The following is a 24902-nucleotide window of genomic DNA, read 5'->3' on the forward strand; positions in this document are numbered from 1 at the left end:
TTCACCTGGGTGCACCGCCGGCCCGGTCATCACCCGGCGCCACCGCGCAGGAGGTCGCGGCGGGCGGGCCGGCGGCCGGAATGCCATGCTGGGAGGCTCCAGCTGCCGAGCCACCCGGAGGCCCTGATGATCCTGCTGCGCCGGCTGCTCGGGGCCACGCTGCGGCGTGCCCGCCAGGAGCAGGGCAAGACGCTGCGCGACGTGTCCGCGGCGGCCGACGTGTCGATCGGCTACCTGTCCGAGATCGAGCGCGGCCGCAAGGAGCCGTCGTCGGAGGTGGTGGCCGCCGTGTGCGGGGCGCTCGGCCTCAGCCTGTCGGACCTGCTCGGCGAGGTGCACGGGCAGGTGCGGGTGCTCGAGCTGCAGGCCGCGGGCACCGGCACACCGGTGCACACGTTGCGCCCGCACGCCGTCCCCGCGCCGGCTGTCCCCGCGCCGGCCGGCACGGGGCAGGCCTCGCTGCGCGCCGCCTGACGTCCCTCAGCGGGCCGCCACCGGCCCCACGTAGCCGCGGGGCAGGCGCTCGTCGGGCAGCAGCGCCCAGAGCAGCGGGTAGACCAGCAGCTGGCTGCCGGGCACCAGCAGCAGCGCGAGGACGAACACCAGCCGTGCCTGCCACGGGCCCAGGCCGACCCGGCGTCCCAGCCCGGCGCACACACCGGCCAGCAGGCGCCCGCTGTCCGCACGGACGAAGCCTTCGCGGCGGAGCCGGTCGTGGATGCGCGTCATCGTGTTCCTCAGGTCGTCGGTCGTCGTCTGCATGCGTCGACCATGCCCGGGGAGCCGGCTGCGGCGCATCGGGGAACGCCCCTGGCAAGCCCCTGACCCTGCCCCGAGGAGCGGGTCCGGGACCTCCCGGACGGAGAGCCCGGAAGCAGGAGATGCGGGTCAGGTGCGGGCGTCCCAGCGGAACGCGCGCCGAGCGGCCCAGGCGGCCAGGTACGCCAGCAGGCAGGTCCCGACGACGGCCGGCACCGCGTCGGCGAGGCTGCCCGCGCCGGTCATCGCGCGCTGCACCAGCTCCGCCGTCGCGCCCCCGGGCACGAGCCGGTGCCAGACCTGCAGGTCGTCCGGGTCGACCGTGAGCACCCAGAAGGCGCCGCCGAGGAACACCACGTAGAACGGCATCGTCACCCACTGCGCGGACTCCGCCGTCCGGGTGTACGCACTGGTCAGGACGGCGGCGGCCACGCACAGCGCGGCGGCGGTGACCGCGGCGGCGACGAGCAGGGCGGGGGCGACGGGCAGGGGGACCTGGATCGCGAAGGTCACCGCGAGGAGCGCGGCGACGAGCAGCAGGCCGAGCAGCACGACGGGCGCCAGCAGCCCGGCGAGGATCTCGCCGTCGCTCGCGTCCGAGGTCCGCAACCGCGACAGCTGCCGGTCCTGCCGCCGGGCCACGAGCGTGGAGGTCGCGGTCTGGTAGACCGCGAACAACAGGACGAACTCGAGCTGGAGCGTGATGACGGACGCCCAGCCGCCGAGTGCGCCGTCCTCGGGCAGTCCTTGCAGGGCCATGAGGCCCCCGAGGGCGAGCGGCAGCGCCGTCGCCGTCAGCAGCACGGCACGGTTGCGCCACACGAGCAGAGCCTCCGAGCGCGAGAGTGCCAGCACATGGTGCAGGTTCATGACTTCTCCTTCAGCAATCGTGGGTTCAGGCGTCCACTGATCGGAACACGTCGTCCAGCGACGCGCTCCGCGCCTGCAGCCGGGCGAGGGGCAGCTGACGGCCCTCGGCCCAGGACAGGAGCGCCCAGAGGTCCGCCTGGACGTCCACGGAGCCCAGCTCGACCGTGTCGACGCCCGGCCGCGGCCCGGCGCCGGCGGTCACCGGCAGGGGACGCGAGGTCCGGGGCAGCTCCCCGGCGGACACCCCTGCGGGAAGCACGAAGGAGATCTGCGAGGGCACCGCGGCGAGCACCTGCGCCACGGTCCCGGACAGCTGGATGCGGCCGCGGTGCAGGATCGCGAGCCGGTCGGCGAGCGCCTCGGCCTCGTTGAGGTAGTGGGTGGTGAGCAGGACCGTCGTGCCCGACGCGACGAGGTTGCGCAGCACGTCCCACGTGTGCTGCCGGGACGTCGGGTCGAGGCCGGTGGTCGGCTCGTCCAGGACCAGCAGCTCCGGCTCGCCCAGAGTGGCCAGCGCCAGGTCGAGCCGCCGGCGCTCACCCCCGGACAGCTGGCGCACCGGGACGTCGCGACGGTGGGCGAGCTGCAGCACCTCGAGCTGGTCGTTCCAGTCCGCGCCGTGGGCCGTCCGGCGCAAGGAGGACCACAGCCGGCAGGTCTCCGCGACCGTCAGGTCACCGGCGAAGCCGCTTTCCTGCAACACCTCTCCGGTACGCGAGCGCAGCTCGCGGGCCTGCGTGCCGGGGTCGAGCCCGAGCACCCGCACACTCCCGTCGTCGGCGCGCCGCCGCCCGGCGAGCGTGTCGAGGGTCGTCGTCTTGCCGGCGCCGTTGGTGCCGAGCAGCGCGAACACCTCGCCCCGGCGTACCTGCAGGTCGATGCCGTCGACCGCGGTGTGGTCGCCGTAGCGACAGATGAGGCCGCGGACGGTCACGACGTCGTCGGTGTCGGGCGGGGTCGTCGTCATGTGGCCCAGCGTCGTGCGGGCCGGCGCCGGCCACCAGTGGCCCGGTGTCACGCCTCCTCGTGACATCTGTCAGTCGCCCGCGCGACACGGGCAGGGTTAGGTTCGCCTGGTGGACGACGTACGCAGGCCTCTGGTGGCGGTCCGGCGCTTCGTGCTCTGGTCGCTCTGGCCCGCGGCCGTGGCACTGCTCGTCGTCCAACTGGTCTGGGTGGCACTGCTCGCTGGGGAGTCTGCGCTCGCCGCCGCCGTCGCCCTCCCCCTCCTCGTCGCGGCGACCTGGGCCCAGGTGCGGCAGACCCGCAGCGCGCTGGCCGAGCCACCGGGGCCGCCGCCGCCTACGCGGGCAGCCGTCGCGCAGGTGGCCGCCGTCGCGCTGCTCGCGGGGCTGCTGCCCGCGGCCACGGACGAGTCCCCCCGCTGGTACGGCTCGCTGATCGTCGGCTCCATGGTCGGCCCTCTGGTCGAGCTGGTGCCCCGGCGCCGTCGGCTTCCTCTCCTGGCGGGCTTCGGCACGCTCACCGCGCTCGCCGCATGGCAGCTTCCGGACCGGGCCCTCGGCGGCGAGCCCGGGCCCCTGCTGGCCGCCGGGCCCTTCGCGGCGGGCCTGGCGGCGCTCTTCATGGCCGGCGTGACGTGGTCGAGCTTCTGGTACTGGTCGACCGTCCGCACCCTGGACGAGGCGCGGCGGCGGGCGGCCCAGGCCGAGCTGGAGGCCGAGCGGCTACGCTTCGCCGCCGACCTGCACGACGTCCAGGGGCATCACCTGCAGGTCATCGCGCTCAAGGCCGAGCTGGTGAGCCGGCTGATCGAGGTCGACCCCGCAGCCGCCCGACGGGAGGCGGACGAGGTGCGGGCACTGGCCGCGCAGACGCTCGCCGACACGCGCGCGGTGGTGCGTGACTACCGTCGCGTCGGCCTCGCGACCGAGGTCGACAACGCGGTCGCGGTGCTGCGCTCGGCCGGGGTGGACGCCGTCGTCGACGGGGACGCGACGCTCGTCCCGACGGCGCTGCAGGGGGCCGCCGGGCACCTGATCCGCGAGGGGACGACGAACGTGCTCCGGCACGCCCGCGCCCGTCGCGTGCGGGTGAGCCTGCACTGCGGGCACGAGGGCGCGGTGGTCGCGATCGAGGACGACGGGGCACCGACGGCAGGCCGTGTCACGCGCGACGGGACCGGGATCGCCGGGCTCCGGGAGCGTTTCGCCGCGTTGGGCGGCGACGTGGAGGCCGTCCCATTGCCCGAACGCGGCTTCCGGCTCGAAGGCCGTCTCCCGATGAGCCGGGCATGAGCGGCACAGGAGGCATCCGACTGCTCCTCGCCGACGACGAGGTCCTGATCAGGGAAGCGCTCGCCGCCCTGCTCGCCCTCGAGCCCGACTTCGCAGTCGTCGGGCAGGCGTCGGACGGCAGCGAGGCGGTCGAGCTCGCTCACCGGCTGACGCCGGACGTCGTCGTGCTCGACCTGGAGATGCCGGTGCTGGACGGGATCGAGGCGGCCATGCGCATCGCCGCGGGGACGGACGCGGCGACCGTGATCGTCACCCGGCACGCCCGCCCGGCCGTGCTGCGCCGTGCGCTGACGGCGGGCGTCCGAGGCTTCGTGCCGAAGACGACGCCGGCGCAGGAGCTGTCCCGCATCCTGCGGGAGGTCCATGCCGGCGGGCGCTACGTGGACTCGGAGATCGCGGCGTCCGCGCTCACCGAGAACGCCTGCCCGCTGACCGACCGGGAGCTCGAGGTGCTGCGCCATGCCCGCGACGGCGGCACCGTGGCCACCATCGCGGCCCGGGTGCACCTGGCCCCCGGCACGGTGCGCAACTACCTCTCCTCGGCCATCACCACCCTCGGCGTCAGCACGCGCGCGGAGGCGGCGCGGCGGGCGTGGGACGAGGGGTGGATCTGACGGTGCCGACGTGCGAGGGCCGCTGAACCGGCGCACGATGGGCCCGTGGACGTGCGACGAGTAGGCCTCGAGTCCGTGTGGGACTACCCGCGCCCCCCGGCGGCTGTGCCGTCCGACGAGCACGTCGTCGTGCGGCTCGGCGGCCTCGTCATCGCTGACACACGAAGCGCGATTCGTGTCTTGGAGACCAGCCATCCGCCGACCTACTACCTGCCGCCCGACGCGTTCTCGCACGGGGCGCTGGTGCGGGGGGCGGGCTCGTCCTGGTGCGAGTTCAAGGGGCAGGCGGCGTACCTGACGGTGGTGGGCGGCGACGGGCGGCGGGAGGAGCAGGCCGCCTGGACCTACCCGGTCCCCTCCCCGCGCTACACCGCGCTGCGGGGCTACGTGGCGCTCTACCCGGGCCGCATGGACCGCGTGACGGTGGACGGGGAGCAGGTCGTCGCGCAGGAGGGCGGCTTCTACGGCGGATGGATCACCTCCCGCGTGGTCGGCCCCTTCAAGGGCGGGCCGGGCACGTCCGGCTGGTGACCCCGGTTCCCCGACGGCACGCGCCGGGGCGCCCGGCGCCACGGCACCGGCCTCGCCGCCGACGCAGGGCACCGCGTTGCAGGTGTCCCAGGACGAGCGCCCGCGCCCGCCCGAGGTCACGGCGCCCGCGACGCCGCGGTGGCGGCCCCTCAGCGGGAGCCGAACCGGAAGGCAGCGCGGTCACGCCCATCCCGGCCCCCTCGGCTGGTGAGGGGAGCGGCAGCGGCCCGCAAGGGGCGGAGCACGGCCGGGGGCACCGTGACGAGGCCGCGCACCGCCGGTCACGCACGGGAGGAACGGCCGCCGGCTCACATGCGGCGGAAGTCGCGCGGCGCGTAGCGCGGCGCCCTGCGCGGCACACGTACCAGCCCCGCAGCCGCGGCCAGCTCGACGAGGCGGACGGCGCGCTGGCGGTGCCCGGCGTACGGCGCGAGCAGCTCGAGCATCCCGTCGTCGTCGACCTTGTGCCCGACCAGGGCGTGGCCGACGAGCCCGGGGACGTGCAGGTCGCCGACCGAGGGCGAGTCGGCGTCGCCGTGGGCCCGCTGCAGCGTCTCGGCCGCGGTCCAGACCCCGATCCCGACCACGCTGCGCAGCGCGCGCTCCGCCGCCGACATCTCCCCGCCCACCCTGCGCGGCACCTCGTCCGCGGTGGCCTCCAGCCGGTCGGCGACCCGGCAGGCCGCGAGCACCGCCCGCGATCGCTTGCCGTCCACGCCGGCCCGGTGCCAGTCCCAGGACGGCACGCGCAGCCATTCGGCCGGCGACAGCGGCACCCGCAGCCCCTCGGGGGCCGGGCCGGGGGCCGGCTGGGCGTACCACCGGAGCAGGTCCCGCCAGGCCCAGCGCGCCTCCGTGCTCGTGACCTTCTGCTCGAGGACGGCGGGGACGAGCGCCTCCACGACCCGGCGCGAGCGGGGCGCCCGCCACCCGGCCCAGCGGCGGTACGCCTCGACGAGCAGCGGGTGGCGCGGCTCGAAGCCCGCCGGGTCGTCGTCGGCGCCGAGCAGCCCGGGGACGCTGTCGATCAGCCACCCGGCGCCCGGGCCCCAGGCCCGGGCCTCCACCACCGCCTCGTGCGGCCGGGCCTGCAGGCGCAGCGTCCCGGGGCCGTCCGGGGTACGCACCCCCCGCCAGACCGCCCCGTCGGGCGTCCGGGCCCACGCCGGGTCCCCGGCCCCCCGCCGCATCGGCCCGAGCACGACCGCGAGGTCGACCGGGTGTGGCGAAGCCCACGAGCGCGACGCCTCCCCGCGCGGGCCGGGCACCCGGAGGGCCTGGTCCGCGGGGTGTTGGGAACTCCCGAGCGCCTGCTGCACGTACCCATCCTCGTCGAAGGTTCGTCCGGGAGCGCTTTCTCTCCGTAGGGTGTCCCCGGTCCAGATGCACAGCAGCAACGCGAACCGGCCGTCCCCGGCCGGCTCGAGAGGAGCAGGAGTGAGCAGCAGGACGCGGGGCTCGGAGAAGTCGCGCAAGGAGACACTCGAGGCTATGCGCCGCGAGCAGCGTGCGGCCGAGCGGCGCAAGACCCTGCTCTTCGTCGGCATCGCGGCCGTCGTCGCGCTCGCGCTGGTCGGTGTCGGCACGTTCGGCTTCCTGCGCGAGCGGGCCAACGACCCGGCCTCCAAGCCGTTCACCGACTTCGGCGTCGCCGCCGCGTCGGCCTCGTGCGACGAGGTCATCTCCGAGCCGGCCTCGGGCAGCTCGGTCCACGTCGGCCCCGGCACCGATCAGCCGGACAAGACCACGGTGCAGTACGCGAGCGCCCCGCCCACCTCCGGCGAGCACTTCGTCGACTGGGACATCAGCGGCCGCAACTTCTACACCAGCGACGACGTGCCGCCGGTCGAGCGCCTGGTGCACAACCTCGAGCACGGCTACAACATCCTCTGGTACGACGACAGCGTGCTGAGCGACCAGCGCGACGTGCTCGAGGGGCTGGCCACGCGCGCCGCCGCAATGGACGAGGCCGCCGGCAAGATCAAGGTCGTGCCGTGGGACACCTCGCGCGGCGAGTTCCCCGAGGGCAAGCACGTCGCGTTCAGCCACTGGGGCGGTGGCGAGGAGCAGATGGGCCACCGGCAGTACTGCGGTGAGCTGTCCGGCGAGGCGTTCGAGAGCTTCGTCAAGCAGTACCCGCGCACCGACGCGCCCGAGCCGAACGCCTCCTGACGGGCTCGCCCTCCCCGTCGTAGCGACCCTCCGCCGCCCGTCCCCCCTGCGGGGCGGGCGGCGGACGTGTTCTGCGGGCGGCAGGTAACGCAGCAGAGCGGCGCGAAGCCGGCGTATCAGGCGGCGGGCCTGCCCGGCTCCTTCCGGATGCGGGCAGAGCCGCCCGCATCCGGAACCCGCACGCCGGGAGGCGATGCCATGTCGCACGGCCACGCACAGCTGGGCGAGACCACGCCCCGATCTCGGTACTACGACTCCGGCAGGTTCGGGCGCCTGTTCCCGACGCTGCCCCCCTTCGCCCCGGACACCCCGCTCGTCCGCGACTGCCTCAGACGGCTCGGCGCCAGAGGCGGCCCGATGGACGCGGGCGACGACCTGACCGACCCCGTCGCGCTCATCACCTCCGCCGCGCTCAGCGAGCACAACGCGGACAACCCGCGGATGACGGCGGGGATGACCTTCCTCGGGCAGTTCCTCGACCACGACATGACGTTCGACCCGACGTCCAGCCTCGCCCGCCGCCAGGACCCCGAGGCCATCCGCAACTTCCGGGTCCCCGCCCTGGACCTGGACAGCGTGTACGGCGGCGGCCCGGTCGTCTCCCCGTTCCTCTACGACCAGGCCGTCGACTCCGGCCGCACGACCTTCCTGGTCGACGACATCCCCGGCTGCACCGCCGTCTCCGTCGGCGGCACCCCGCGCTTCGACCTGGCCCGCAACCGGCAGAACGTCGCCCTGATCGGGGACCCGCGCAACGACGAGAACCTCGTCCTGTCCCAGCTGCACCTCGCCTTCCTGCGCTTCCACAACGCGACGGTCGAGCAGGTCCGAACGCGGCTCGGGCCGGCGTTCGGCCCCGGTGAGGTCTTCGCCGAGGCGCAGCGGCTCGTGCGCTGGCACTACCAGTGGCTCGTGCTGCACGACTTCCTGCCCACCACCGTCGGGCAGGAAGTCGTGGACGACGTCCTCGCCGACGGCCCACGCCACTACCGCTGGCGCAACGAGCCGTACATCCCCGTGGAGTTCTCGGTCGCGGCGTACCGCTTCGGCCACTCGCAGGTCAGGCCGAGCTACCGCGCCAACTTCGGCACGAGCACCACCGACGTCGGCCAGCAGTTCTTCGCGCTGATCTTCGACCCCACGCTCGCCGACCTCGACGACCCGGCCGACCTGCGCGGCGGCAAGCGGGCCGCCCGCCGGTTCATCGACTGGCAGACCTTCTTCGACTTCGGCGACGGCCGCGCCAGGCGCAACAAGAGGATCGACACGACGCTCTCGTCGGTGCTGTTCGAGCTCATGGGGCAGCCGGCCGAGGAGGCGAGGTCGCTGGCGACGCGCAACCTCGAGCGCAACCTCACGATGTGCGTCCCGTCCGGGCAGCGGGTCGCGCAGGCGATGAGCCTGGAGCCGCTCGCCGCCTCCGACCTCGAGGACCTGCGCGACTTCCACCTCGACGCCAGCACGCCGCTCTGGCTCTACGTGCTGCGCGAGGCCGACGTGCAGCAGAAGGGCGAGCGGCTGGGGGCGGTGGGCGCGCGCATCGTCGCCGAGGTCATCGTCGGCCTGATCCGGGGCGACAAGCAGTCCTACCTCAACCAGGCGCCGGACTGGAGGCCCGAGGGCGGCGACTTCGGGATCGTGGACCTGCTGCGCGCGGCCGGCGTGGTCGCCACGCTCTCCTGACGGCCCACCACGGCCCTTAGGGGGTACGCCGGGCCGCCCCGGCGTACCCCTTCGGCGTCAGGACGCGTCGCTGCTGAACCGCACCGCCTTGTCCGGGAGCTCCGCCCCCGCCCACACGCGAGCGCCGGCGAGCAGCTCGTTGTGGGCGCCGATGCGCGCCGCCTCGCCGACGACGACGCCGTCGAGCACGGTCCCCCGGCCGACCGCGGCGCCCGCTCCGACGACCGAGCTGCGCACCACCGCGCCCGCCTCGACCAGCGCACCGTCGAGCAGCACGCTGCCGTCGACGACCGCTCCCGCCCCCACCGTCGCGCCGGCCCCGACCGTCGAGCCGCCCGTCACCTGCGCGTCGGGCGCGACGTCGGCGCCGTCCAGCACGAGCCGGTCCCCCACCGGGCCCGGGAGAGCGGTCGACGCGATCGTGCCGAGCACCAGGTCGCGCGAGCCCTTCACGAACGCCTCGGGGGTGCCCAGGTCCAGCCAGTACGCCGCCTCGACGTAGCCGTAGACCGGCGCGCGGGCCGCGAGCAGGCCGGGGAACGTCTCGCGCTCGACCGAGACGACCCTGCCCCGGGGGATCGCGTCGATGACCGAGCGGCGGAAGACGTAGCAGCCGGCGTTGATCCGGTTGGTGGGCGGGTCCGGCGTCTTCTCCAGGAACGCCTCGACCCGCCCGTCGGCGTCGAGCGGCACGCAGCCGAAGGCGCGCGGGTCCTCGACCTCGGTCAGGTGGAGCGTCACGTCCGCGCCGCGGTCGCGGTGCAGGGCGAGCTGGGCGCCGATGTCGTGGCCGGACAGCACGTCGCCGTTGAAGATGATCACAGGCTCGTCCGGGCCGCTCTCGAGCAGGCCCGCGACGTTGCGGATGCCGCCCCCGGTGCCGAGCGGCTCGGTCTCGGTGACGTAGGAGATGCGCAGCCCGAGCTGGGACCCGTCGCCGAAGTGCGCGGAGAACGTCTCGGCGCGGTACGAGGTGGCGAGCACGACGTGCTCCACCCCCGCCGCCGCGGCCCGGGCCAGCTGGTGGGTCAGGAAGGGCACGCCCGCCGTGGGGATCATCGGCTTGGCGCAGGTCAGGGTCAGCGGCCGTAGCCGGGTCCCCTTGCCGCCCACGAGCAGGATGGCCTCGAGCATGTGTCCCCTCCACCGCGGCTGCGCCGCCTCACCGATCGACCACGTCCACGAGGAGGCCCCGGCGCCCCTCGCGGGCCCATCCTCCCAGGCCCCGGGTGTCGGCCACGTTGATCATGGGCGTCTCAGCGCGGAACGCGGCGTGTCCCGCTGACCTGCCGATGATCATCGGGCTCCAGGGCGGGGGCGCCCCGGCCGCGTCGCCCGGCCCGCCACGTCAGCGCCGCCGCGCCCGCGGTGACCACGTCCCCGCCGGTCATGAGCAGCCGGGAGACGAGCGCGACCGCGGTGCCGTCGTGCGTCGTCAGCACCGGGGACAGGATCGCCACCAGGGCCACCTCACGGGCGCCGGCGCCCGCGGGGGCGACGATGAGCAGGAAGCCTGCGCTCCATGCCAGCGCGAACCCGCCCACCGCCAGCGGCAGCGCCCGGCCCGCAGGGGCGCCCAGGTCGACCGCGAGCAGCTCGACGTGGAGCCCGAACGCCAGCCAGGACACGACCGACCAGGCGAAGGCGGTCATCGTCCCGCGCCCCGTGAGCGGCTGCTCCGGCGGCTCGCGCCGGGCCAGCGCCAGCACCCGGGCCAGCAGCGGGTTGAGCACGCCGGGGTGCAGCAGGAGCAGGAAGAGCGGCGCCAGCAGCACCACCCAGCGGTAGCCCCCGGCCTCCTCGCTGGCGAACGGCAGTGCCACCGCGCCGACCAGCAGCCCGGCACCGAGGTAGATCAGGATCGTCAGCGCGATCGCGGAGGCGCTGCGCCGCCGCGGGACGCCCGCGTCGCGCCCCATCTCCATCTGCGCGACGACCGGCCAGAGCGAGCCGGGCAGGTACTTGCCCAGCTGTCCGACGAAGAAGATGCGCGCCGCCGTGGGCACCGGCAGCGGGGAGCCCATGTCCGCGAGCAGGGCGCGGTAGGCCAGCATGCTGCCGACGAGCCCGACCAGCACCGCCGCCAACGAGCCCACGAGGGTCAGCGGCTCGATCCGCCCCAGCGACGCGGACACGTCGCCCCACTGGGAGGCCACCGCGTACGCCGCGAACGCGACGACGGCGGCCAGGAACCCCACGCGCACCCATCGGCTGGCGAGAAGCGCGCGTGCCCGGTCGCTCCTCACCGGCGCAAGCCTAGCCGCGGGATAGCCTTCGACCTGCGCCGGCGACGGGGACGGCGCGCTCCCCGGCCGCCCCGTCGTGCGACAGGAGGCCCCCTTGCCCCGCCCGACCACCCGCTCGTACGCCCTGCTCGCCGGCCTCGTCGCCGCCCTGGTGGCGCCCCTGGCCGCCGCGCCCGCGTCCGCCGCCGGGCTGCCGCGCGTCGCCGTGCCGGGGACGGTCGGCGTCGACGTGAGCAAGGAGCAGGTGGGCGACGAGCTGCCCGGAAGCGACCGCGCCGGCTTCGGCGTCCTCAACGTCAACGGCGGCAACTTCGGGCTGAGGAACCCGGACCTGGCCCGCCAGTGGGCGTGGGCGACGTCCCTGCCGGGCGCGCCGCAGCTCTACCTCACCCCCGCCAACCCGGGCCCGGGCGGAAAGTACTGGCACAAGGGCGGGCCGCGGCCCTGCTCCGGCGGGCGGACGCCGGGCTGCGCCTACGACTACGGCTACGTCGGGGCCCAGCAGGCCGTGGCCTGGGCCCGGGAGGCGGGGCTCGCGCCGGGCCAGAAGGTCCAGTGGTGGATCGACATCGAGGACGACGTGACGTGGGACGACGCCCACCCGGCGCTCAACGCCGAGGTGCTGCGCGGGGTGCGCGACGGCCTGCGCAGCAGCGGCACGGCGAGCTCGGTCGGCATCTACGTGCTGGCGGCGCACTGGACGTCCCTGGTGGCGCCGACCGCGGCGCTGCAGAAGCGGGCGTCCGACCTCGCGGCGCTGCCGGTCTGGGCGGTCGCGGGCGGGGCGGCGACGTCCGCACAGGCACGCCGCCGGTGCGCGGAGCCCTCGCCGACCGGCGGCCCGGTCGTCATGGGGCAGTCGTTCGCGGAGCCCGGTGAGATCAGCGTCGACATCGTCTGCCCGGTGAAGGCCCCGCGCCGGGTACGGGTGAGCCCGGCGGGCGTCGCCGTGCTGTCGGGCAAGGCGCTGCCGGGGACCTCGGTGTCGCTGACCGTCACCCAGCCCGGGCGCAAGGCGCGCATCGTGCGCGCGACCGCCGACGAGCTGGGAGCGTGGACGGTGCCGGCCCGCTCGCTCGCGCCGAAGGCGGGCGGCTCGGTCCGGGTCTCCGGCTCCTCGCAGGTCGTCGCCCTCCTGCCGGCGCGCTGAGCGCGGCGTGCGCGTCCTGTTCTTCGGTACCTACGACGTCCGCTCGCACCCCCGGGTCGGCGTGCTGGCGGCGGGGCTCTCGCGGCACGGGCTCGACGTCCGGCAGCTGAACGCGCCGCTGGGCATCGGAACGGCGGGGCGCGTCGCGGTGCTGCGCCAGCCGTGGCGGCTTCCGGGCTTCGCCTGGGCCCTGCTGTCGCGCTGGGCGTCGCTCGCCCGGCGGGCCCGCAGGCTGCGCGGCGCCGCCGCCCCCGACGTCGTGGTGGTCGGCTACCTGGGCCACTTCGACGTGCTGCTCGCGCGGCGGCTCTTCCCCCGCTCCCGCATCGTCCTCGACCACCTCATCGGGGCGAGCGACACCGCGCTCGACCGCGGGGAGTCCGGCAGTCTGAAGCAGCGGCTGCTGCGCGGGCTCGACGAGGCGGCGCTCGCGTCCGCCGACGTGGTCGTCGTCGACACCGAGGAGCACCTGGCCACGCTCCCCGAGGAGCACCGGGGCCGGGGCGTGGTCGTCGCCGTCGGGGCCCCGGACGCGTGGTTCGCGCAAGCCGCTGCGCCGGCTCCTGATCACGCGAGCGCGTTGCGGGTCGTCTTCTTCGGCCTTTTCACGCCGCTGCAGGGGGCGCCCGTGGTGGGGCGGGCCCTGGCGCTGCTGGCGGGCACCGGCGTCGAGGCGACGCTCTACGGCATCGGGCAGGAGCTGGCCGCCACCCGCGCGGCTGCCGCCGGCGCACGCGGGGTCACCTGGCAGGACTGGGCCGCGGCCGAGGACCTGCCCCGACTGGTGGCCGCGGCCGACGTCTGCCTGGGGATCTTCGGCACCGGGCCGAAAGCGCTGCGCGTCGTGCCGAACAAGGTCTTCCAGGGCGCAGCGGCAGGGTGCGCCGTCGTCACCTCCGACACGGGGCCGCAGCGCCGCATGCTCGGGGACGCGGCCGTCCTCGTGCCGCCCGGCGACGCCGCCGCGCTCGCGGCGGCGCTGCGTGCCCTCGCGGCCGACCGCACCCTGCTGGAGCGGCAGAAGCAGGCGGCGCGCGCCCTCGCCGAGCGCGCGTTCCGCCCCGAGCGCGTGGTCGTCCCCCTGGTCGAGGTGCTCACCGGGCGGCTCGACGGCGGGGGCCTGGAAGGATCTGTCCCGTGACGTCCGCGCAGCTGCCCCCGCTCACCGCCAACGCCTGGCTCCGCTGGGACACGGTCTCGCGCCTGCTGCCCGCCGGGCCGCTCGACGTGCTGGAGGTCGGGTGCGGGCAGGGCGCCGCCGGGGCCCGGCTGGCGGCGCTGGGCCGCTACGTGGGGCTCGAGCCGGACCAGCAGTCGTACGCCGTCGCCGTCGAGCGGGTCGGCGCGGCGGGCGGGACGGTCCGCCACGGCTCCCTGGAGACGCTGGCGCCGGACGAGCGGTTCGACCTGGTGTGCGCGTTCGAGGTGCTCGAGCACATCGAGGACGACCGTGGCGCGCTGGCCGCCTGGGTCGACCGGCTGCGTCCCGGCGGCTCGCTGCTGCTGTCCGTCCCGGCGTACCAGCGCCGCTTCGCCGCGGCCGACGAGCTCGTCGGGCACTACCGGCGCTACGACCCGCCCGCGCTCCGGCTGCTGCTGCGCTCGGTGGGGCTCGACGCGGTGGACCTGCGGCTCTACGGCATGCCCGTGGGCTACGCGCTCGAGGCGGCGCGCAACGTGCTCAGCGCCCGCAAGCTGGCCGCGGCCGGCTCCATGCAGGAGCGGTCCGGGCACAGCGGGCGCTACCTGCAGCCGACCGAGAACTGGCAGAGCACGCTGATCCGGCTGGGCACGGTGCCGTTCCGGGTCGCCCAGCGCTCGTTCCCGGGCCGGGGGCCGGGCATCGTCGTCCGGGCCGTCAAGCCCGCGTCACACCTCTGACCCCGCCCCTCGCCGCTGATCATGCGTTCGCGGCGAGTTGTCCGCAGCCTGTGGGCAACTCGCCGGATGTGCATGATGAGCGAGGGAGGCGGGGGCGTCAGTAGTCGTCGCGGCTGCGCACGATGAGGTCGGCGAGCAGGCCGAGCACCGCGATGAGCACACCGGTGACGAAGATCAGCACGGTGTTGCTGGCGAACCGGACCGGGTGCGCGATGAGGTCGTAGATGCCCTTGCCCACGCCGACCGTCAGCAGCGTGAGCGCCACCGGCATGAGCACCTTGAGCGGGTTGAAGTACATGACCATCCGCAGCACCTGCAGGATGTAGCGGTAGGCGTCCCGGACGAACTTGAACTTCGACGTGCCGGCCCGCTTGGCGTAGTCGATCGGCACGTAGCGCACGTCGTGCTGGTTCGACAGGAACGCCAGCGTGATGGTCGTGACGCAGGAGAACCCGGGGGGCAGCAGCCGCATGTACGGCAGCGCCACCGAGCGCCGGAAGGCGCGCAGGCCGGAGTTCAGGTCGGGGATCTTGGAGTTGCTGAGGACCTCGGCGAGCTTGCGGATGAACCACTTGGCCGGCACCCGCAGGAAGCGGTGCGAGCCCTGCTCGGAGGTGCGTGCCCCCACGACCTGGTCGACGGTCGGGTCCTCGTCGAGCATCCGGACGAGCTCGGGGATGCGCTCGTTCGGGTACGTCATGTCCGCGTCGGTCCAGACGACGATCTCGCCGCGCGCCTGCTGGGTGCCGATGCGCCGCGCCGTGCCGGACCCGCCGTTGCGACGGAAGGGCAGCAGCCGCATGTGCGGATGGCGCAGCAGCGCCTCCTGCAGGACGCGCAGCGTCCCGTCGGTCGAGGCGTCGTCGATGACGAGCAGCTCGTAGGCGTAGCCACTGGCCTCGAGCGCCTTGGTGATGCGCTCGATCTCGAGCAGCACGTGGTCCTGCTCGTTGTAGCAGGGCAGGACGACCGTGACGTGGACGGCGTCGGCGGTCGGCGGCGTGGAGGCGGGGGCGCTGGTCATGACTGCCGAGGAGGCTACCTGCTCCGCCTGCCGTCCCCCGCCGCGCCACGTCGTCAGGCGGTCCGCCCGATCCAGAGCCGGACGGCGAGCGGGACGGTCTCCTCCGGCCGGACGAGCAGCGTGCGGTCGTCCTCCCGGGTGCGCAGCCGCACGGCCTCGACCGGCTCGACCCCGGCCGCGGAGATCCGCCGCGGGTGGTCGGCGGCGACGAGGACGGGGTCGTTGCCCGCCTCGCGCACCTTCGCCACGAGGCGCGCGAGCTGCGTGCGGTCGAGCACCCCGACCGTCGGCACCCCGCACACCCCGCGCAGCGGCTGGGACCACTCGCGGCGGGCGCGCAGGTCGAGCAGCAGCGCCACCTCGTTGGGCCGGAACTGCCGGCACGCCTGCTGCACCGCCGCCAGCTCGCCGGACTCCGTGCGCTGGTCCAGCAGCGGCCGGGAGGCGAGCGCGGGCGGCACGAGCAGGGCGAGGACGCCGATGCAGGCGACGAGGGCCGCAGCGGTACGGCCACCGGCCCCGGGCGCCCGGCGGCGCGCCCAGCGGGCGGCCGCGACCACGGCCGCGGCCGCGCAGAGCGCGACCAGCGGGAGCACTCCGGGGACCAGCCGACGGTCCGCCCAGGGGTGGTCGGGCGTGATGCCGGGGCGCCAGAGCACGAGCAGGCCGGAGGCCAGCAGCACCCAGAGCACGGGCCCGGCCGCCGCGTACCGCGGGTCGTCGCGCCGGCCCCAGGCCGCGTGGGCGAGCCAGGCCGCCCCCGCGACGGCCAGCAGCACCGCCGGCCACCCCGTCCACCAGGCGACCCACTCCGGCGTGCGCTCGGCGTAGGTGCGGCTGCCGTCGGCGACGATCTGCTCGGCGCGCTGCAGGCCGGCGACGGCGCGGCCGCCCGGGCTCGCCGGGTCCTGCCGGCCCCAGTCGAGCAGCGGGCGGGCCGCGAGGACGAGAGCGGCGAGGAGGACCAGCGCCGCGCTGAGCCGGGGCCCCCGGGCCAGCAGCCGGGCGGTTCCCGCGGCGCCGAGGGCCCGGTCGGCGAGGGCCCGCAGCTGCCCGCTGCGGGCGAGCCCCGCCAGGCCGGCGGCGACCACGGCGAGCAGCGCCCCGCCGACCGCGAGGGGGACTACCGAGCCGCGGATCTCGGCGACGTACGGCTCGGCGAGCACGGTCATGTCCAGGGCCCCGACCAGCACACCGACCGCCAGCCCGACGGCGAGCGCGCCGCCCGCGGGCCGGCGACGGGCGGCGAGGGCCGCGCAGACCGGGATGAGCAGGGCGGCCTCGCGCAGCGCCTCGACGCGGACCAGGGTCGCCGCGCCCAGCACCCCGCCCGCGAGCAGCGCGACGACGACCGTCTCCCGGCGCGAGGCGCTGCCGGCCCGGGGCGCGACGGCGTCGACCAGCAGGGCCAGGCCGCCGAGCAGGAGCAGCTGGGCCAGCGGCTCGCTGTAGGTCGAGCGGGCGACGTGCTGGACCGGGTACGCCAGGGCGAGCGCGGCGGCGGCCAGCACCCCGGCCGGGCCTCCCAGCAGCCGGGCGGCGAGGCCGCCCATCGCGAGCAGCGCCAGCGCGCCGAGCACGGCCGGGGCGAGCAGGGCGCCGGAGACCCCGCCGAGCCAGTCCCCGACCGCGACGACCATGTGCTGGCCGGAGAGGAACTGCGGCACCAGCGAGTCGCCCGCGGGGTAGTAGGCCGGGCTCTCGGCGACGAGCGCCGGGTCGGGGCCGCCGAAGGCGCTCCAGTCGACCGGGATGTCGCGCGTCCCGTGCTCGGCGACCCAGAGCCCGGTCAGCGCGTACGCCCCGGGGTCGCGGCGCAGGACGAGGTGCTCGGAGGAGTACCACGCGGCCAGGACGCCGGCTCCGACCGCCACCAGCAGCACGGCCGCGACCGCCCACCACGGCGCGGGCGCCGCACGGCGGGCGCTGACCCGGGCCGACACCAGGGCGGCCAGCAGCCCGCACGGCACGGCGACCAGGCCGACGGTCAGCGGGACGAACGCGCCGAGCGCGAGCAGCGGCCACGCGACGGCCAGCGCGGTGACCAGGCCGGCCGACGGCGCGGTGGACAGGGCGGCGAGCAGCTTCCCGGCCCGCGGGCTGCCCGCCGGCCGGGGCATGGCCTCGCCGGCGAGCCGCTGGGCCCCCGGCGGCCCGGCGGTGCTCGTCACCAGGGTCACGGCCGGCGCAGCACGGCGTAGCTGCCGTTGTCCAGCACCAGCTCGTAGCCGCGCGACTGCAACAGGGCGACGCGGTCGCGCTGGACCGCCAGGGAGTCGATCGGGAACGACGAGCGGGCCACGTCGACGACCACCCACGGGGCGTCGCGGGGCGTCTTGTCCAGGAGCAGCACGGTCCCCCGGTCCGCCAGGTGCGGGCCGATCTCGTTGTCCGCCTCGACCGTCACGCCGTCGGGCACCGCCGCCACGGCCTGGGCGGCCGCCCGCTCGTGCGCGTCCAGCCGCCAGGTCTCGCGGTCGGCCAGGTCGGCGAAGGGGAACCTCGCGCAGAGCACGACGGCGGCCAGCACCGCGTACGCCGCGAACGCCTGCCGCCAGCGCAGCGGCAGCCGACGGGCGGCCTCGACCGCGGCGACGACGAGGACCGGGAGGAGCACCGCGTTGTAGTGCTGCTCGAGGCCCCAGTGGTTGGGGTTGGAGGAGATGGCCCTCTCCCCCAGCTGCGGCAGGGTGAGCAGCACGACCGGCGACGCGAGCGGCAGGAACGCGAAGGGCGCCAGCAGCCAGAGGACGGTCTCCTCCTTCTGCACCGGCGTGAAGATGACCTCCAGCGTCTCCACCGGGTCGGGCAGCGCGGCGAAGAACGCCTCGTAGTAGTCGCCGTCCGGGGACCCGTGCCCGTAGAACGCCGGCACGATGACCGAGGTCGAGAGGTACGCCCCCAGCAGCCCCGCGGCGGCGAGACCGGCGCCCAGCCGGCGCTGACCGCGCAGCGCGAGCAGCACCCCGAACATGACCGTGACGAAGCCCATGTCCTCCTTGACCAGCATCAGGGAGGCGGCCCAGGCGGCGGCCTGGCCGGGCCGGTGGGCTTGCAGCCGCTCGCAGGCAAGCAGGATCAGAGGTACGGCAAAGAGGACTTCATGGAAGCCGACTACGGACGCCTCCTGCAGCGGCCAGGCCAGCCCGGTCGCGACGGCCACCGCGTACGCGATGCCGGGTCCCAGCGCCCGGCGGGCGATCACCCAGGCGAGGCCGATGGACACCGCGATCAGCGCGGCCTGGGCCAGGATCAGCATCCGCGGGTCGTCCCAGACCCAGTAGAGCGGCGCGAGCAGCACGAGGATCGGGGAGAAGTGGTCGCCGAGCGCGATGAGGTCGGGCCCGACGTCGAGGTGGACACCGAGGGCGGGCTGGACCGGGGACCCCCACCCGGCGTAGCCCCTGACCGTCTCGTCGAAGAGCAGCAGGTCCCACGAGCCGACCCGGAAGTTGCGGTACGCGAGCAGGCCCAGGGTCGCGTGCACCGCGGCCAGCGCCAGCGCCACCGCCGGCACGGCGACCGCGTGCGGGCCGACCGGTCGCCGCGGCGCGCGCCCGGCACCCTCCAGCTGGGGCGGGCGCTCGAGCAGTGGGGGGCGCTCCGTCACCCGCGCGACGGTACAACGTGGGGCGCAGGGGCGTGGGCCTACGCTGCCGGACGTGGCCTCCCCCGACACCCCCATCGGCCTGCTGCGGAACGCGCTGACCGCGGACCCAGCCCGGCCTTTCGTCACGTTCTACGACGACTCGACCGGTGAGCGGGTCGAGCTGTCGGTGCTGACGTTCGACAACTGGGTCGCGAAGACCGCCAACCTGCTGCAGGACGAGCTCGCCGTCACGCCCGGCCAGACGCTCGCGCTCGTCCTGCCCGCGCACTGGCAGGCCCCGGTGTGGCTCCTGGCGGCCTGGTCGGTGGGGCTCGAGGTGACCCCGGCACGCCCCGGCGACCCGCTGCCGCAGGCCGACGTGATCGTCACCGGCCCGGAGAGCCTCGACGACGCGGTCGCGGCCGGGGCGGGCGAGGTCGTCGCGCTCAGCCTGCGGCCCGCGCTGCTGGCGGCGACGACGCCCGGGCCGGCTCTGCCCGCGGGCGTGATCGACGGGGACGCGGAGGTCCCCCCGCAGGGCGACCGCTTCCTCGCCTACGCCCCGCCGGCGCCCGACGCCCCGGCCCTGGACTGCCAGGACCAGGCGCTCACCGCCGCCGGGCTCGCCCGGTCCGGGCGCGACGCCGCGGCCCGGTTGGGGGCCCGCCCCGGCGCACGCCTCCTGACCGGGCGGGCCTTCGACACCGCCGAGGCGATCGTGGAAGCGCTGCTGGTGCCGCTCGCCGTGGGCGGGTCCCTGGTGCTGTGCCGCAACGCCGACCCCGCCGCGGCCGACGCCCGGCGCGACGTGGAGCAGGTCGACCTGGTGGTGTGAGGACGGGCCCGCCGGAGGCGGCCCGTCAGCCCGGGGCCCCGTGCACCACCTGCCCGCCCACGACCGTCGCCAGTACGGGCAGCCCGGGCAGCTCCTCCGGCGCGCAGGCCACCGGGTCGCCGCCGAGCACGGTCAGGTCCGCCCGCATGCCGACGGCGAGCCGGCCGGCGACGGCCTCCTCGCGCAGGGCGTACGCCGGCCCGGTCGTCATCGCGGCGAGAGCCTGCGCGGGGCCGAGCGCCTGCCCGGCCCCGCCGTACGCCGGCCGGCCCGTGCCGACGGGGGCGCGCAGCGCCGCGCTGGCGAGCGTGCGCCGGGGGTCGCTGCTGCTGATCGGCCAGTCGGACCCGAGCGCGAGCGTCGCTCCCGCGGCGGCCAGGTCGCCCAGCCGCCACGCGCGGCGCACCCGTCCCGCGCCGACCCGCCGGGACCAGGGGTCGGCCAGCCCGGGGTCGGACCAGTCCATGTGCGCCGGCTGGACCGAGCCGACCACGTCGAGGGCGCGGAAGCGCCGGACGTCTGCGTCCGCGAGCACCTCGAGGTGCTCGACCCGGTGCCGCGCCGTCCGCGGCCGCGGGGCCAGCGCGTAGGTGTCGAGGGCGTAGGCGACGGCCGCGTCGCCGATCGCGTGGGTCCACGTCGGCAGCCCGGCGTCGGCGGCGGCGAGCACGGCCCTCCGGTAGTCGACGGGGTCCAGCCACTGCGGGGCCTGGCACTCGCCGCAGGCGTCCGGCTCGGCGAGCCAGGCGGTGCCGGCGTCGACCACGCCGTCGAGGAACGCCTTGACCGCCGCGACCCGGTAGCGCCGGCCGGGCCGGCCGGCCCGGGCCGCGGCGAGCGCGACCGTCTCTCCCGCGGTGCCCGCGGTGCACCAGGGGGCGCTGACCACCCGCAGCGGCAGCCGCCCCTCGGCGTCCAGCAGCGACAGCGCGTCGTGCGTGTCGCCCCAGGAGTCGAGCACGTGCACCCCCGTGAGCCCGGTCGCGGCCTTCGCCTGCAGCAGCGTCTCGAGCCGGTCGGCCAGTTCCGGCACCGTCCCGGCCGGCAGCGCCCGCGCCGCGAGACCGACGGCCGACATCTCCCGGACCACGGCGGCGCCGTCGACGGCCACGCTCGACCGGTCGGCGAAGCGCTCCGCCCCGGTGAGGCCGCCCAGCCGCACGGCGGCCGAGCTGAGCAGGACCGTGTGCAGGTCGGCGAGCCACACCCAGGCCGGGCGCCCTCCCGCCGCCGTGTCCACGTCCCTCGCCGCGGTGGCCAGGTCGTCGACGGCGCCGTAGTCCAGCCCGTGCGCCACCACCCACTCGCCCGGGGCGGTGGCCGCTGCGGCGGCGGCGATCGCGGACCTCAGGCCGGCACGCCCGGCCACGGCGGACAGGTCGACGCCCCGCTCCTGCTCGAGCCCGATGCCGAGGTGGACGTGCGCGTCGACCAGGCCGGGCACGACGACCTGCCCGGGCGCCTCGAGCACCTGGGTACGCCCGCCGATCGTGGTCTTCACGTCGCGCTCGTCCCCCACCGCGACGATGCGGCCGCCGCTGACGGCCAGGGCGGTGGCCGGGGCGGCGCCCGGGACGAGGGTGTGCACCCGCGCCCCGAGCACGGCCAGGTCGGCCTGGGGAGGCGCGCTCACCGCGCACCGCCGCCGGCGAACGAGGAGGCCGCGGCGACGCGTCGGTGCGGCTGCGCGACCAGCAGGTAGAACGTGCCGGCGGCCAGCGCGAGGACGGTCACGAGAACGGCGGCCCAGACCTGGTACCACGGCGCGTCCGGCGGGGCGAGCTGCTCGCGCGGCCACGCCACGTTGACGAACTCGAAGCCCAGCCACGCCACGGCCGCGACGTTGAGCGCGAGCCCGCGTCGGGCGCGGCGGGCACCTCCGGCGGGCTGCCAGCGGCCGGTCAGCCGCCCGATGAGCGCCGCGACGGCGATGAGCAGGAAGACGAGGTACGCGACCGCCGTGCCGAACGCGAGCAGGCTGCCCATCGCGGTGGAGTCGAGGCCGAGCAGCAGCCCTGCGCCCCCGACGAGCGTCACGCCTGCGATCGCGCCGACCGGGGCCTGGTGGCGGTTGAGCCGCTGCAGGGCGCGCGACCCCGGCAGCACCTCGTCGCGCGACATCGACCACATCATCCGCGCGGTCGCCCCCTGGGCGGCCATGCCGCAGGCGACGAAGGCCACGAGCACGAGCACGGCGAACGGCTTGGTCGCCCAGTCGCCGAAGCCCTGGGTCACCGCGGTCGTGACCGGGTCCACGTCGGCGCCGGCGGGGACGAGCGACGGGTCCGGATGGGCGAGCGTGACGGCGACCGCGTCGAGCACGACGATGGCGCCGACCGACAGCAGCGCCGCCCAGACCGCGCGCGGCACGTGGCGGGCGGCGTCGCGCGTCTCCTCGCTGGAGGCGATGCAGGCGTCCATGCCGAGGAACGCCCAGCCCGCGACCGCGAGCACGGCGAGCCCCGCGGCGAGCGACGACCCGCCGAAGGCCGCTTCGGCACCGAGCGAGTCGGTCAGGACGGACAGGCCCTGCTCCCGGAAGGCAAGCAGGAGCACCAGCCCGACCACGACGGAGGCCACGATCTCGGCCGCGATGCCGAGGGACACCAGCCGGCGCAGCGGCTCGATGCCGTACGTGTTGACGGCCGAGCACGCCAGGAGGAACACCGCCGCGGTGGCGACGTGCAGGGCGGGGCCCGGGGTGTCGCCGAGGGCGGCCCACACCCACGGCGCGGCCAGATAGGCGATCGTGGTGTTGGCCGCGAGAAAGGCGCACAGGGACAGCCAGCCGGTCATCCACGCGTACCTCGCGCTGGGCAGGACGCGTCTGGTCCATTGATAGGCGCCGCCGGCCACGGGGAAGCGCGCTGCGAGCTCGGCGTAGACGGAGACCAGGCAGGCCTGGCCGGCGAGGGCGACGGGCAGCGCCCACACCCAGAGCCCGCCGGCGACGGCGAGCCCGACGAGGGCGACGCCGTAGAGCCCGACGACCGGGGAGATGGTGGCGAAGCCGAGGGCGAGGTTGCCGCGCATGCCCAGGCTGCGCCGCAGCTGCTGCTCGTAGCCGAGCAAGCGCAGGCGCGCGGCGTCGTCGGCCGTGGTGACGTCGAAGGTGGTCAGGGTGGACATGGTGGTCCTCTCGGATGCGGATGGGAAGGGCCTCCAGCGTGACCTAACATCGTTAGGAGGCACCGTGGAACCTAACGCTGTTAGGAAGCGGGCGCAAGACCCATTTCGCCAGGAGATCGACATGCCACGCACGACCACCGCGCCCCTGACCCGCGACTCCATCGCGCGCGCAGCGCTCGACCTGCTCGACGAGCGGGGGTCGGCCGGCTGGACCATGCGGGCGCTCGCGGACCGGCTGGGCGTCCGAGCGCCGTCGCTCTACAGCCATGTCGCGAACCAGGACGAGATCCTCGACGCCGTCCACGAGCAGATCAACTCCGAGATCGACCTCGACGCGCTCGAGGGGGACGACCTGCGGACGGCGCTGACCGACTGCGCCCGCTCGTACCGCGCCGCGTACGTCCGGCACCCGCACGCGACCGCGCTCATCGCGCACCGGCCGATAGGCACCGACTCCGCCCTGCGGGTGTACGACGCGATCCTGCGCACGCTGCTCCGGCACGGCGTGCCCGCCGGCGAGGCGATGCGCTTCACCGCCGTCCTCGACTACCTCGTGCTCGGGTCGGCCGTCGAGACGTTCATCGGCGGGTTCGGCGAGGCCGCCGACTACCGCGAGGCGTACCCGTCACTGGCCGCCGCCCTGCAGGCGTGCGACCGCGACTGCATCGACGAGGAGGGCTTCGAGCTGGGCCTGGCCCGCCTCGTGGAGGCGGTGGTGGCCGCGAGCACGGAGCGGTGACAGCGGGTCTTGACCCAGCTCCCTAACGGCGTTAGGTTTCCTAACACTGTTAGGCGCCGCGTCCGTCGGCGTCGCTGACCGCAGGCCGCTCCGCCTGCCCGGCCCGCCGAGGACCCCCCATGACCACCTGCCTGCCGCTGGCCCAGGCCCTCGTCACCGGCGCGCTCGCCGGCCTGGCGCTGTCGGTGCCCTTCGGTGCGCTCAGCTCGATGCTGATCGACACCGGCATGCGCTCGACGCGCCGGGTCGCCGCGGCAGCGGCCGGCGGGGTGGCCCTGACCGACTTCTCCTTCGCACTCGCCGCCGGCGCCGCAGGCGCGTCCGTCACGGCCACCCTGCAGCCGTGGGAGCGGCACGTCCACGGGCTCTCCGCCGCGGTGCTCCTCGCCCTCGCGGCGTACTCACTGGTCGGCGCGCGCAGCCCGGCGCCGCCGGGCCCGGCCGGGCCGGGCAGCGGGCTGCGCGCCTGCCTTCGCTTCGTCGCCGTCACCGCCGCCGACCCGCTGACCGCCCTCACACTGGCGACCGCTGCCTCCACCCTGGGCAGCACCTCCGCCCTCACCGCGGCCTGCTTCGCCCTCGGGTGCGGCCTCGTGTCCGTCTCCTGGCACAGCGCCCTCGCGCTCGGCGGCAACGCCATCGGGCGCCGCCTGTCGCCCACGGCCCGGCGACGGGCCGGATATGCGGGAGCTGCCACCACGGTGGCCCTCGCACTCCACCTCGCGGTCTCGGCCGCATGAGCCCCGACCATCGACAGCAGAGGAGTACTTCCATGCAGCGCACTTCGCCGATCGTGTCCGCCGTCCTCGACTTCGGCTACTACTGGCCGTTCCTCGACCCCGCGGCCGACCCCATGCCGACACCGGCGACGCCGGTCCCGCTCACGCGCCGGCCGGCCGGCCCCACCGCCGGGGCCTGCTCCGCGGCGGGGTGAGCCGCACCGGGTATGCGGCGAGCTCGTGCTCCCACCGCTCGGCCGCGTGCAGCAGTCCGGCGCGCAGGACGACGAGCCTCAGGACGTACTCGTACGGCTCACGCTCGAGGCCGTCCGGCGGCTCCGCCTCCAGCGAGAGGTGCGCTCGCACCGTGCAGGCCGTGCCCGAGACCGCCGCCACGCTGAAGGCCAGGACCGGCTCCAGGAACGTCAGCAACCCGGGCGAGGTGTCGTCCCACAGTCCGTCCGCCGGGGCGGGCAGCGGAGCCACGTCCCCGGCCGCAGCCGCTCGCAGCCAGGTCCCGAGGGCTGCCGCTTCCCCGGTGGACAGGCAGGGGCTGGAGAAGGCCCAGGCCGCCCCTGCCGCCGCCCGGGCCTCGCCCCGGACGACGAGCCAGTTCGCGTCGTCCTCCTCCCGAGCGGCGGGGAACTCGTACGCCGAAGGGACAAGCCGCAGTGCAGCGCCGTCCTCGCCCTCCAGCAACACG

25 protein-coding genes are annotated in these 24902 nt (G+C 75.8%); 13 read left to right on the top strand and 12 right to left on the bottom strand.

What is annotated here, in order from left to right:
* Positions 1-126: 126 nt before the first annotated feature.
* Entirely contained in the window at positions 127-474 is a 348-nt protein-coding gene (locus G9H72_RS00800; protein ID WP_166166197.1) for a helix-turn-helix domain-containing protein, read from the top strand.
* 6 nt (positions 475-480) lie between these two features.
* Here G9H72_RS00800 and G9H72_RS00805 read toward each other — a convergent pair whose 3' ends face one another.
* The 3 genes from G9H72_RS00805 to G9H72_RS00815 form a co-directional block, all read right to left on the bottom strand.
* Positions 481-762, bottom strand: a complete 282-nt coding sequence (locus tag G9H72_RS00805; RefSeq protein WP_231126159.1) for a PspC domain-containing protein — start codon at positions 760-762, stop codon at positions 481-483.
* Positions 763-888: 126 nt separating this feature from the next.
* Complete coding sequence (locus tag G9H72_RS00810; RefSeq protein ID WP_166166199.1) at positions 889-1629, bottom strand: ABC transporter permease; 741 nt, start codon at positions 1627-1629, stop codon at positions 889-891.
* A gap of 25 nt (positions 1630-1654) precedes the next feature.
* On the bottom strand, positions 1655-2596 hold the full coding sequence (locus tag G9H72_RS00815; RefSeq protein ID WP_166166201.1) for an ABC transporter ATP-binding protein: 942 nt from the start codon (positions 2594-2596) through the stop codon (positions 1655-1657).
* Positions 2597-2705: 109 nt separating this feature from the next.
* On the opposite strand from G9H72_RS00815, the gene G9H72_RS22720 reads away from it, so the two are divergent.
* The 3 genes from G9H72_RS22720 to G9H72_RS00830 are packed head-to-tail and all read left to right on the top strand — an operon-like array spanning position 2706 to position 5032.
* Entirely contained in the window at positions 2706-3887 is a 1182-nt protein-coding gene (locus tag G9H72_RS22720; protein ID WP_166166203.1) for a sensor histidine kinase, read from the top strand.
* Positions 3884-4501, top strand: coding sequence for a response regulator transcription factor (locus G9H72_RS00825; protein WP_166166205.1), 618 nt, complete (start codon positions 3884-3886; stop codon positions 4499-4501). The genes G9H72_RS22720 and G9H72_RS00825 overlap by 4 nt, the downstream gene beginning before the upstream one ends.
* Before the next feature lie 45 nt (positions 4502-4546).
* Positions 4547-5032, top strand: coding sequence for a DUF427 domain-containing protein (locus G9H72_RS00830; protein WP_166166207.1), 486 nt, complete (start codon positions 4547-4549; stop codon positions 5030-5032).
* Positions 5033-5340: 308 nt separating this feature from the next.
* On the opposite strand, the gene G9H72_RS00835 is transcribed toward G9H72_RS00830, so the two are convergent.
* Positions 5341-6351, bottom strand: a complete 1011-nt coding sequence (locus tag G9H72_RS00835) for a DNA-3-methyladenine glycosylase family protein (RefSeq protein ID WP_231126160.1) — start codon at positions 6349-6351, stop codon at positions 5341-5343.
* A gap of 118 nt (positions 6352-6469) precedes the next feature.
* On the opposite strand from G9H72_RS00835, the gene G9H72_RS00840 reads away from it, so the two are divergent.
* Both G9H72_RS00840 and G9H72_RS00845 read left to right on the top strand, forming a co-directional pair.
* Positions 6470-7204, top strand: coding sequence for a DUF3105 domain-containing protein (locus G9H72_RS00840; protein WP_166166209.1), 735 nt, complete (start codon positions 6470-6472; stop codon positions 7202-7204).
* Between the two features lie 357 nt (positions 7205-7561).
* Entirely contained in the window at positions 7562-8887 is a 1326-nt protein-coding gene (locus G9H72_RS00845; RefSeq protein ID WP_231126161.1) for a peroxidase family protein, read from the top strand.
* A gap of 57 nt (positions 8888-8944) precedes the next feature.
* Here G9H72_RS00845 and manB read toward each other — a convergent pair whose 3' ends face one another.
* Entirely contained in the window at positions 8945-10021 is a 1077-nt protein-coding gene (manB, locus tag G9H72_RS00850; protein WP_166166213.1) for a mannose-1-phosphate guanylyltransferase, read from the bottom strand.
* Positions 10022-10143: 122 nt separating this feature from the next.
* Positions 10144-11133, bottom strand: a complete 990-nt coding sequence (locus tag G9H72_RS00855) for a lysylphosphatidylglycerol synthase domain-containing protein (protein ID WP_331271865.1) — start codon at positions 11131-11133, stop codon at positions 10144-10146.
* A gap of 94 nt (positions 11134-11227) precedes the next feature.
* Here G9H72_RS00855 and G9H72_RS00860 point away from each other — a divergent pair, with 94 nt between their 5' ends.
* Genes G9H72_RS00860 through G9H72_RS00870 form a run of 3 tightly spaced genes read left to right on the top strand, consistent with a single transcriptional unit; the run spans position 11228 to position 14164 of the window.
* A complete protein-coding gene (locus G9H72_RS00860) occupies positions 11228-12283 on the top strand; it encodes a hypothetical protein (protein WP_166166215.1) in 1056 nt (351 codons plus the stop codon).
* Between the two features lie 7 nt (positions 12284-12290).
* Positions 12291-13424, top strand: coding sequence for a glycosyltransferase (locus G9H72_RS00865; RefSeq protein ID WP_166166217.1), 1134 nt, complete (start codon positions 12291-12293; stop codon positions 13422-13424).
* Entirely contained in the window at positions 13421-14164 is a 744-nt protein-coding gene (locus G9H72_RS00870) for a class I SAM-dependent methyltransferase (protein ID WP_166166219.1), read from the top strand. The genes G9H72_RS00865 and G9H72_RS00870 overlap by 4 nt, the downstream gene beginning before the upstream one ends.
* A gap of 97 nt (positions 14165-14261) precedes the next feature.
* Here G9H72_RS00870 and G9H72_RS00875 read toward each other — a convergent pair whose 3' ends face one another.
* From G9H72_RS00875 to G9H72_RS00885, 3 genes are read right to left on the bottom strand one after another with little or no spacing between them, the layout of a single operon-like run.
* Entirely contained in the window at positions 14262-15188 is a 927-nt protein-coding gene (locus G9H72_RS00875; RefSeq protein ID WP_166166221.1) for a glycosyltransferase family 2 protein, read from the bottom strand.
* 53 nt (positions 15189-15241) lie between these two features.
* Positions 15242-17368, bottom strand: coding sequence for a hypothetical protein (locus tag G9H72_RS00880; protein ID WP_166166223.1), 2127 nt, complete (start codon positions 17366-17368; stop codon positions 15242-15244).
* Positions 17365-18798, bottom strand: a complete 1434-nt coding sequence (locus G9H72_RS00885) for a DUF2079 domain-containing protein (RefSeq protein WP_166166225.1) — start codon at positions 18796-18798, stop codon at positions 17365-17367. Before G9H72_RS00885 ends, G9H72_RS00880 begins: the two co-directional genes overlap by 4 nt.
* 52 nt (positions 18799-18850) lie before the next feature.
* Between G9H72_RS00885 and G9H72_RS00890 the strand changes: the two genes are divergently transcribed.
* Entirely contained in the window at positions 18851-19612 is a 762-nt protein-coding gene (locus G9H72_RS00890; protein ID WP_166166227.1) for a TIGR03089 family protein, read from the top strand.
* A 25-nt stretch (positions 19613-19637) separates the two neighbouring features.
* Here G9H72_RS00890 and G9H72_RS00895 read toward each other — a convergent pair whose 3' ends face one another.
* The gene (locus G9H72_RS00895; protein WP_166166229.1) at positions 19638-21245 is read right to left on the bottom strand and encodes an amidohydrolase; all 1608 of its coding nucleotides are present in this window, start codon (positions 21243-21245) and stop codon (positions 19638-19640) included.
* Complete coding sequence (locus tag G9H72_RS00900; RefSeq protein WP_166166231.1) at positions 21242-22741, bottom strand: APC family permease; 1500 nt, start codon at positions 22739-22741, stop codon at positions 21242-21244. Before G9H72_RS00900 ends, G9H72_RS00895 begins: the two co-directional genes overlap by 4 nt.
* A gap of 121 nt (positions 22742-22862) precedes the next feature.
* On the opposite strand from G9H72_RS00900, the gene G9H72_RS00905 reads away from it, so the two are divergent.
* From G9H72_RS00905 to G9H72_RS00915, 3 genes are all read left to right on the top strand, one after another.
* Positions 22863-23480 (top strand): TetR/AcrR family transcriptional regulator C-terminal domain-containing protein, encoded by a 618-nt coding sequence (locus tag G9H72_RS00905; RefSeq protein ID WP_166166233.1) that lies wholly within the window; start codon positions 22863-22865, stop codon positions 23478-23480.
* A gap of 119 nt (positions 23481-23599) precedes the next feature.
* Positions 23600-24220 carry a LysE family transporter gene (locus G9H72_RS00910; protein ID WP_166166235.1) on the top strand — a complete coding sequence of 207 codons (621 nt, stop codon included), beginning with the start codon at positions 23600-23602 and terminating at the stop codon, positions 24218-24220.
* Between the two features lie 32 nt (positions 24221-24252).
* Positions 24253-24414, top strand: a complete 162-nt coding sequence (locus G9H72_RS00915) for a hypothetical protein (protein WP_166166237.1) — start codon at positions 24253-24255, stop codon at positions 24412-24414.
* Here G9H72_RS00915 and G9H72_RS00920 read toward each other — a convergent pair.
* Positions 24362-24898, bottom strand: coding sequence for a WapI family immunity protein (locus G9H72_RS00920; RefSeq protein ID WP_231126163.1), 537 nt, complete (start codon positions 24896-24898; stop codon positions 24362-24364). The genes G9H72_RS00915 and G9H72_RS00920 overlap by 53 nt on opposite strands.
* Positions 24899-24902: the final 4 nt, after the last annotated feature.

Origin of the sequence: Motilibacter aurantiacus (assembly GCF_011250645.1) — a bacterium.
In the GTDB taxonomy this organism is placed as follows: domain Bacteria; phylum Actinomycetota; class Actinomycetes; order Motilibacterales; family Motilibacteraceae; genus Motilibacter_A; species Motilibacter_A aurantiacus.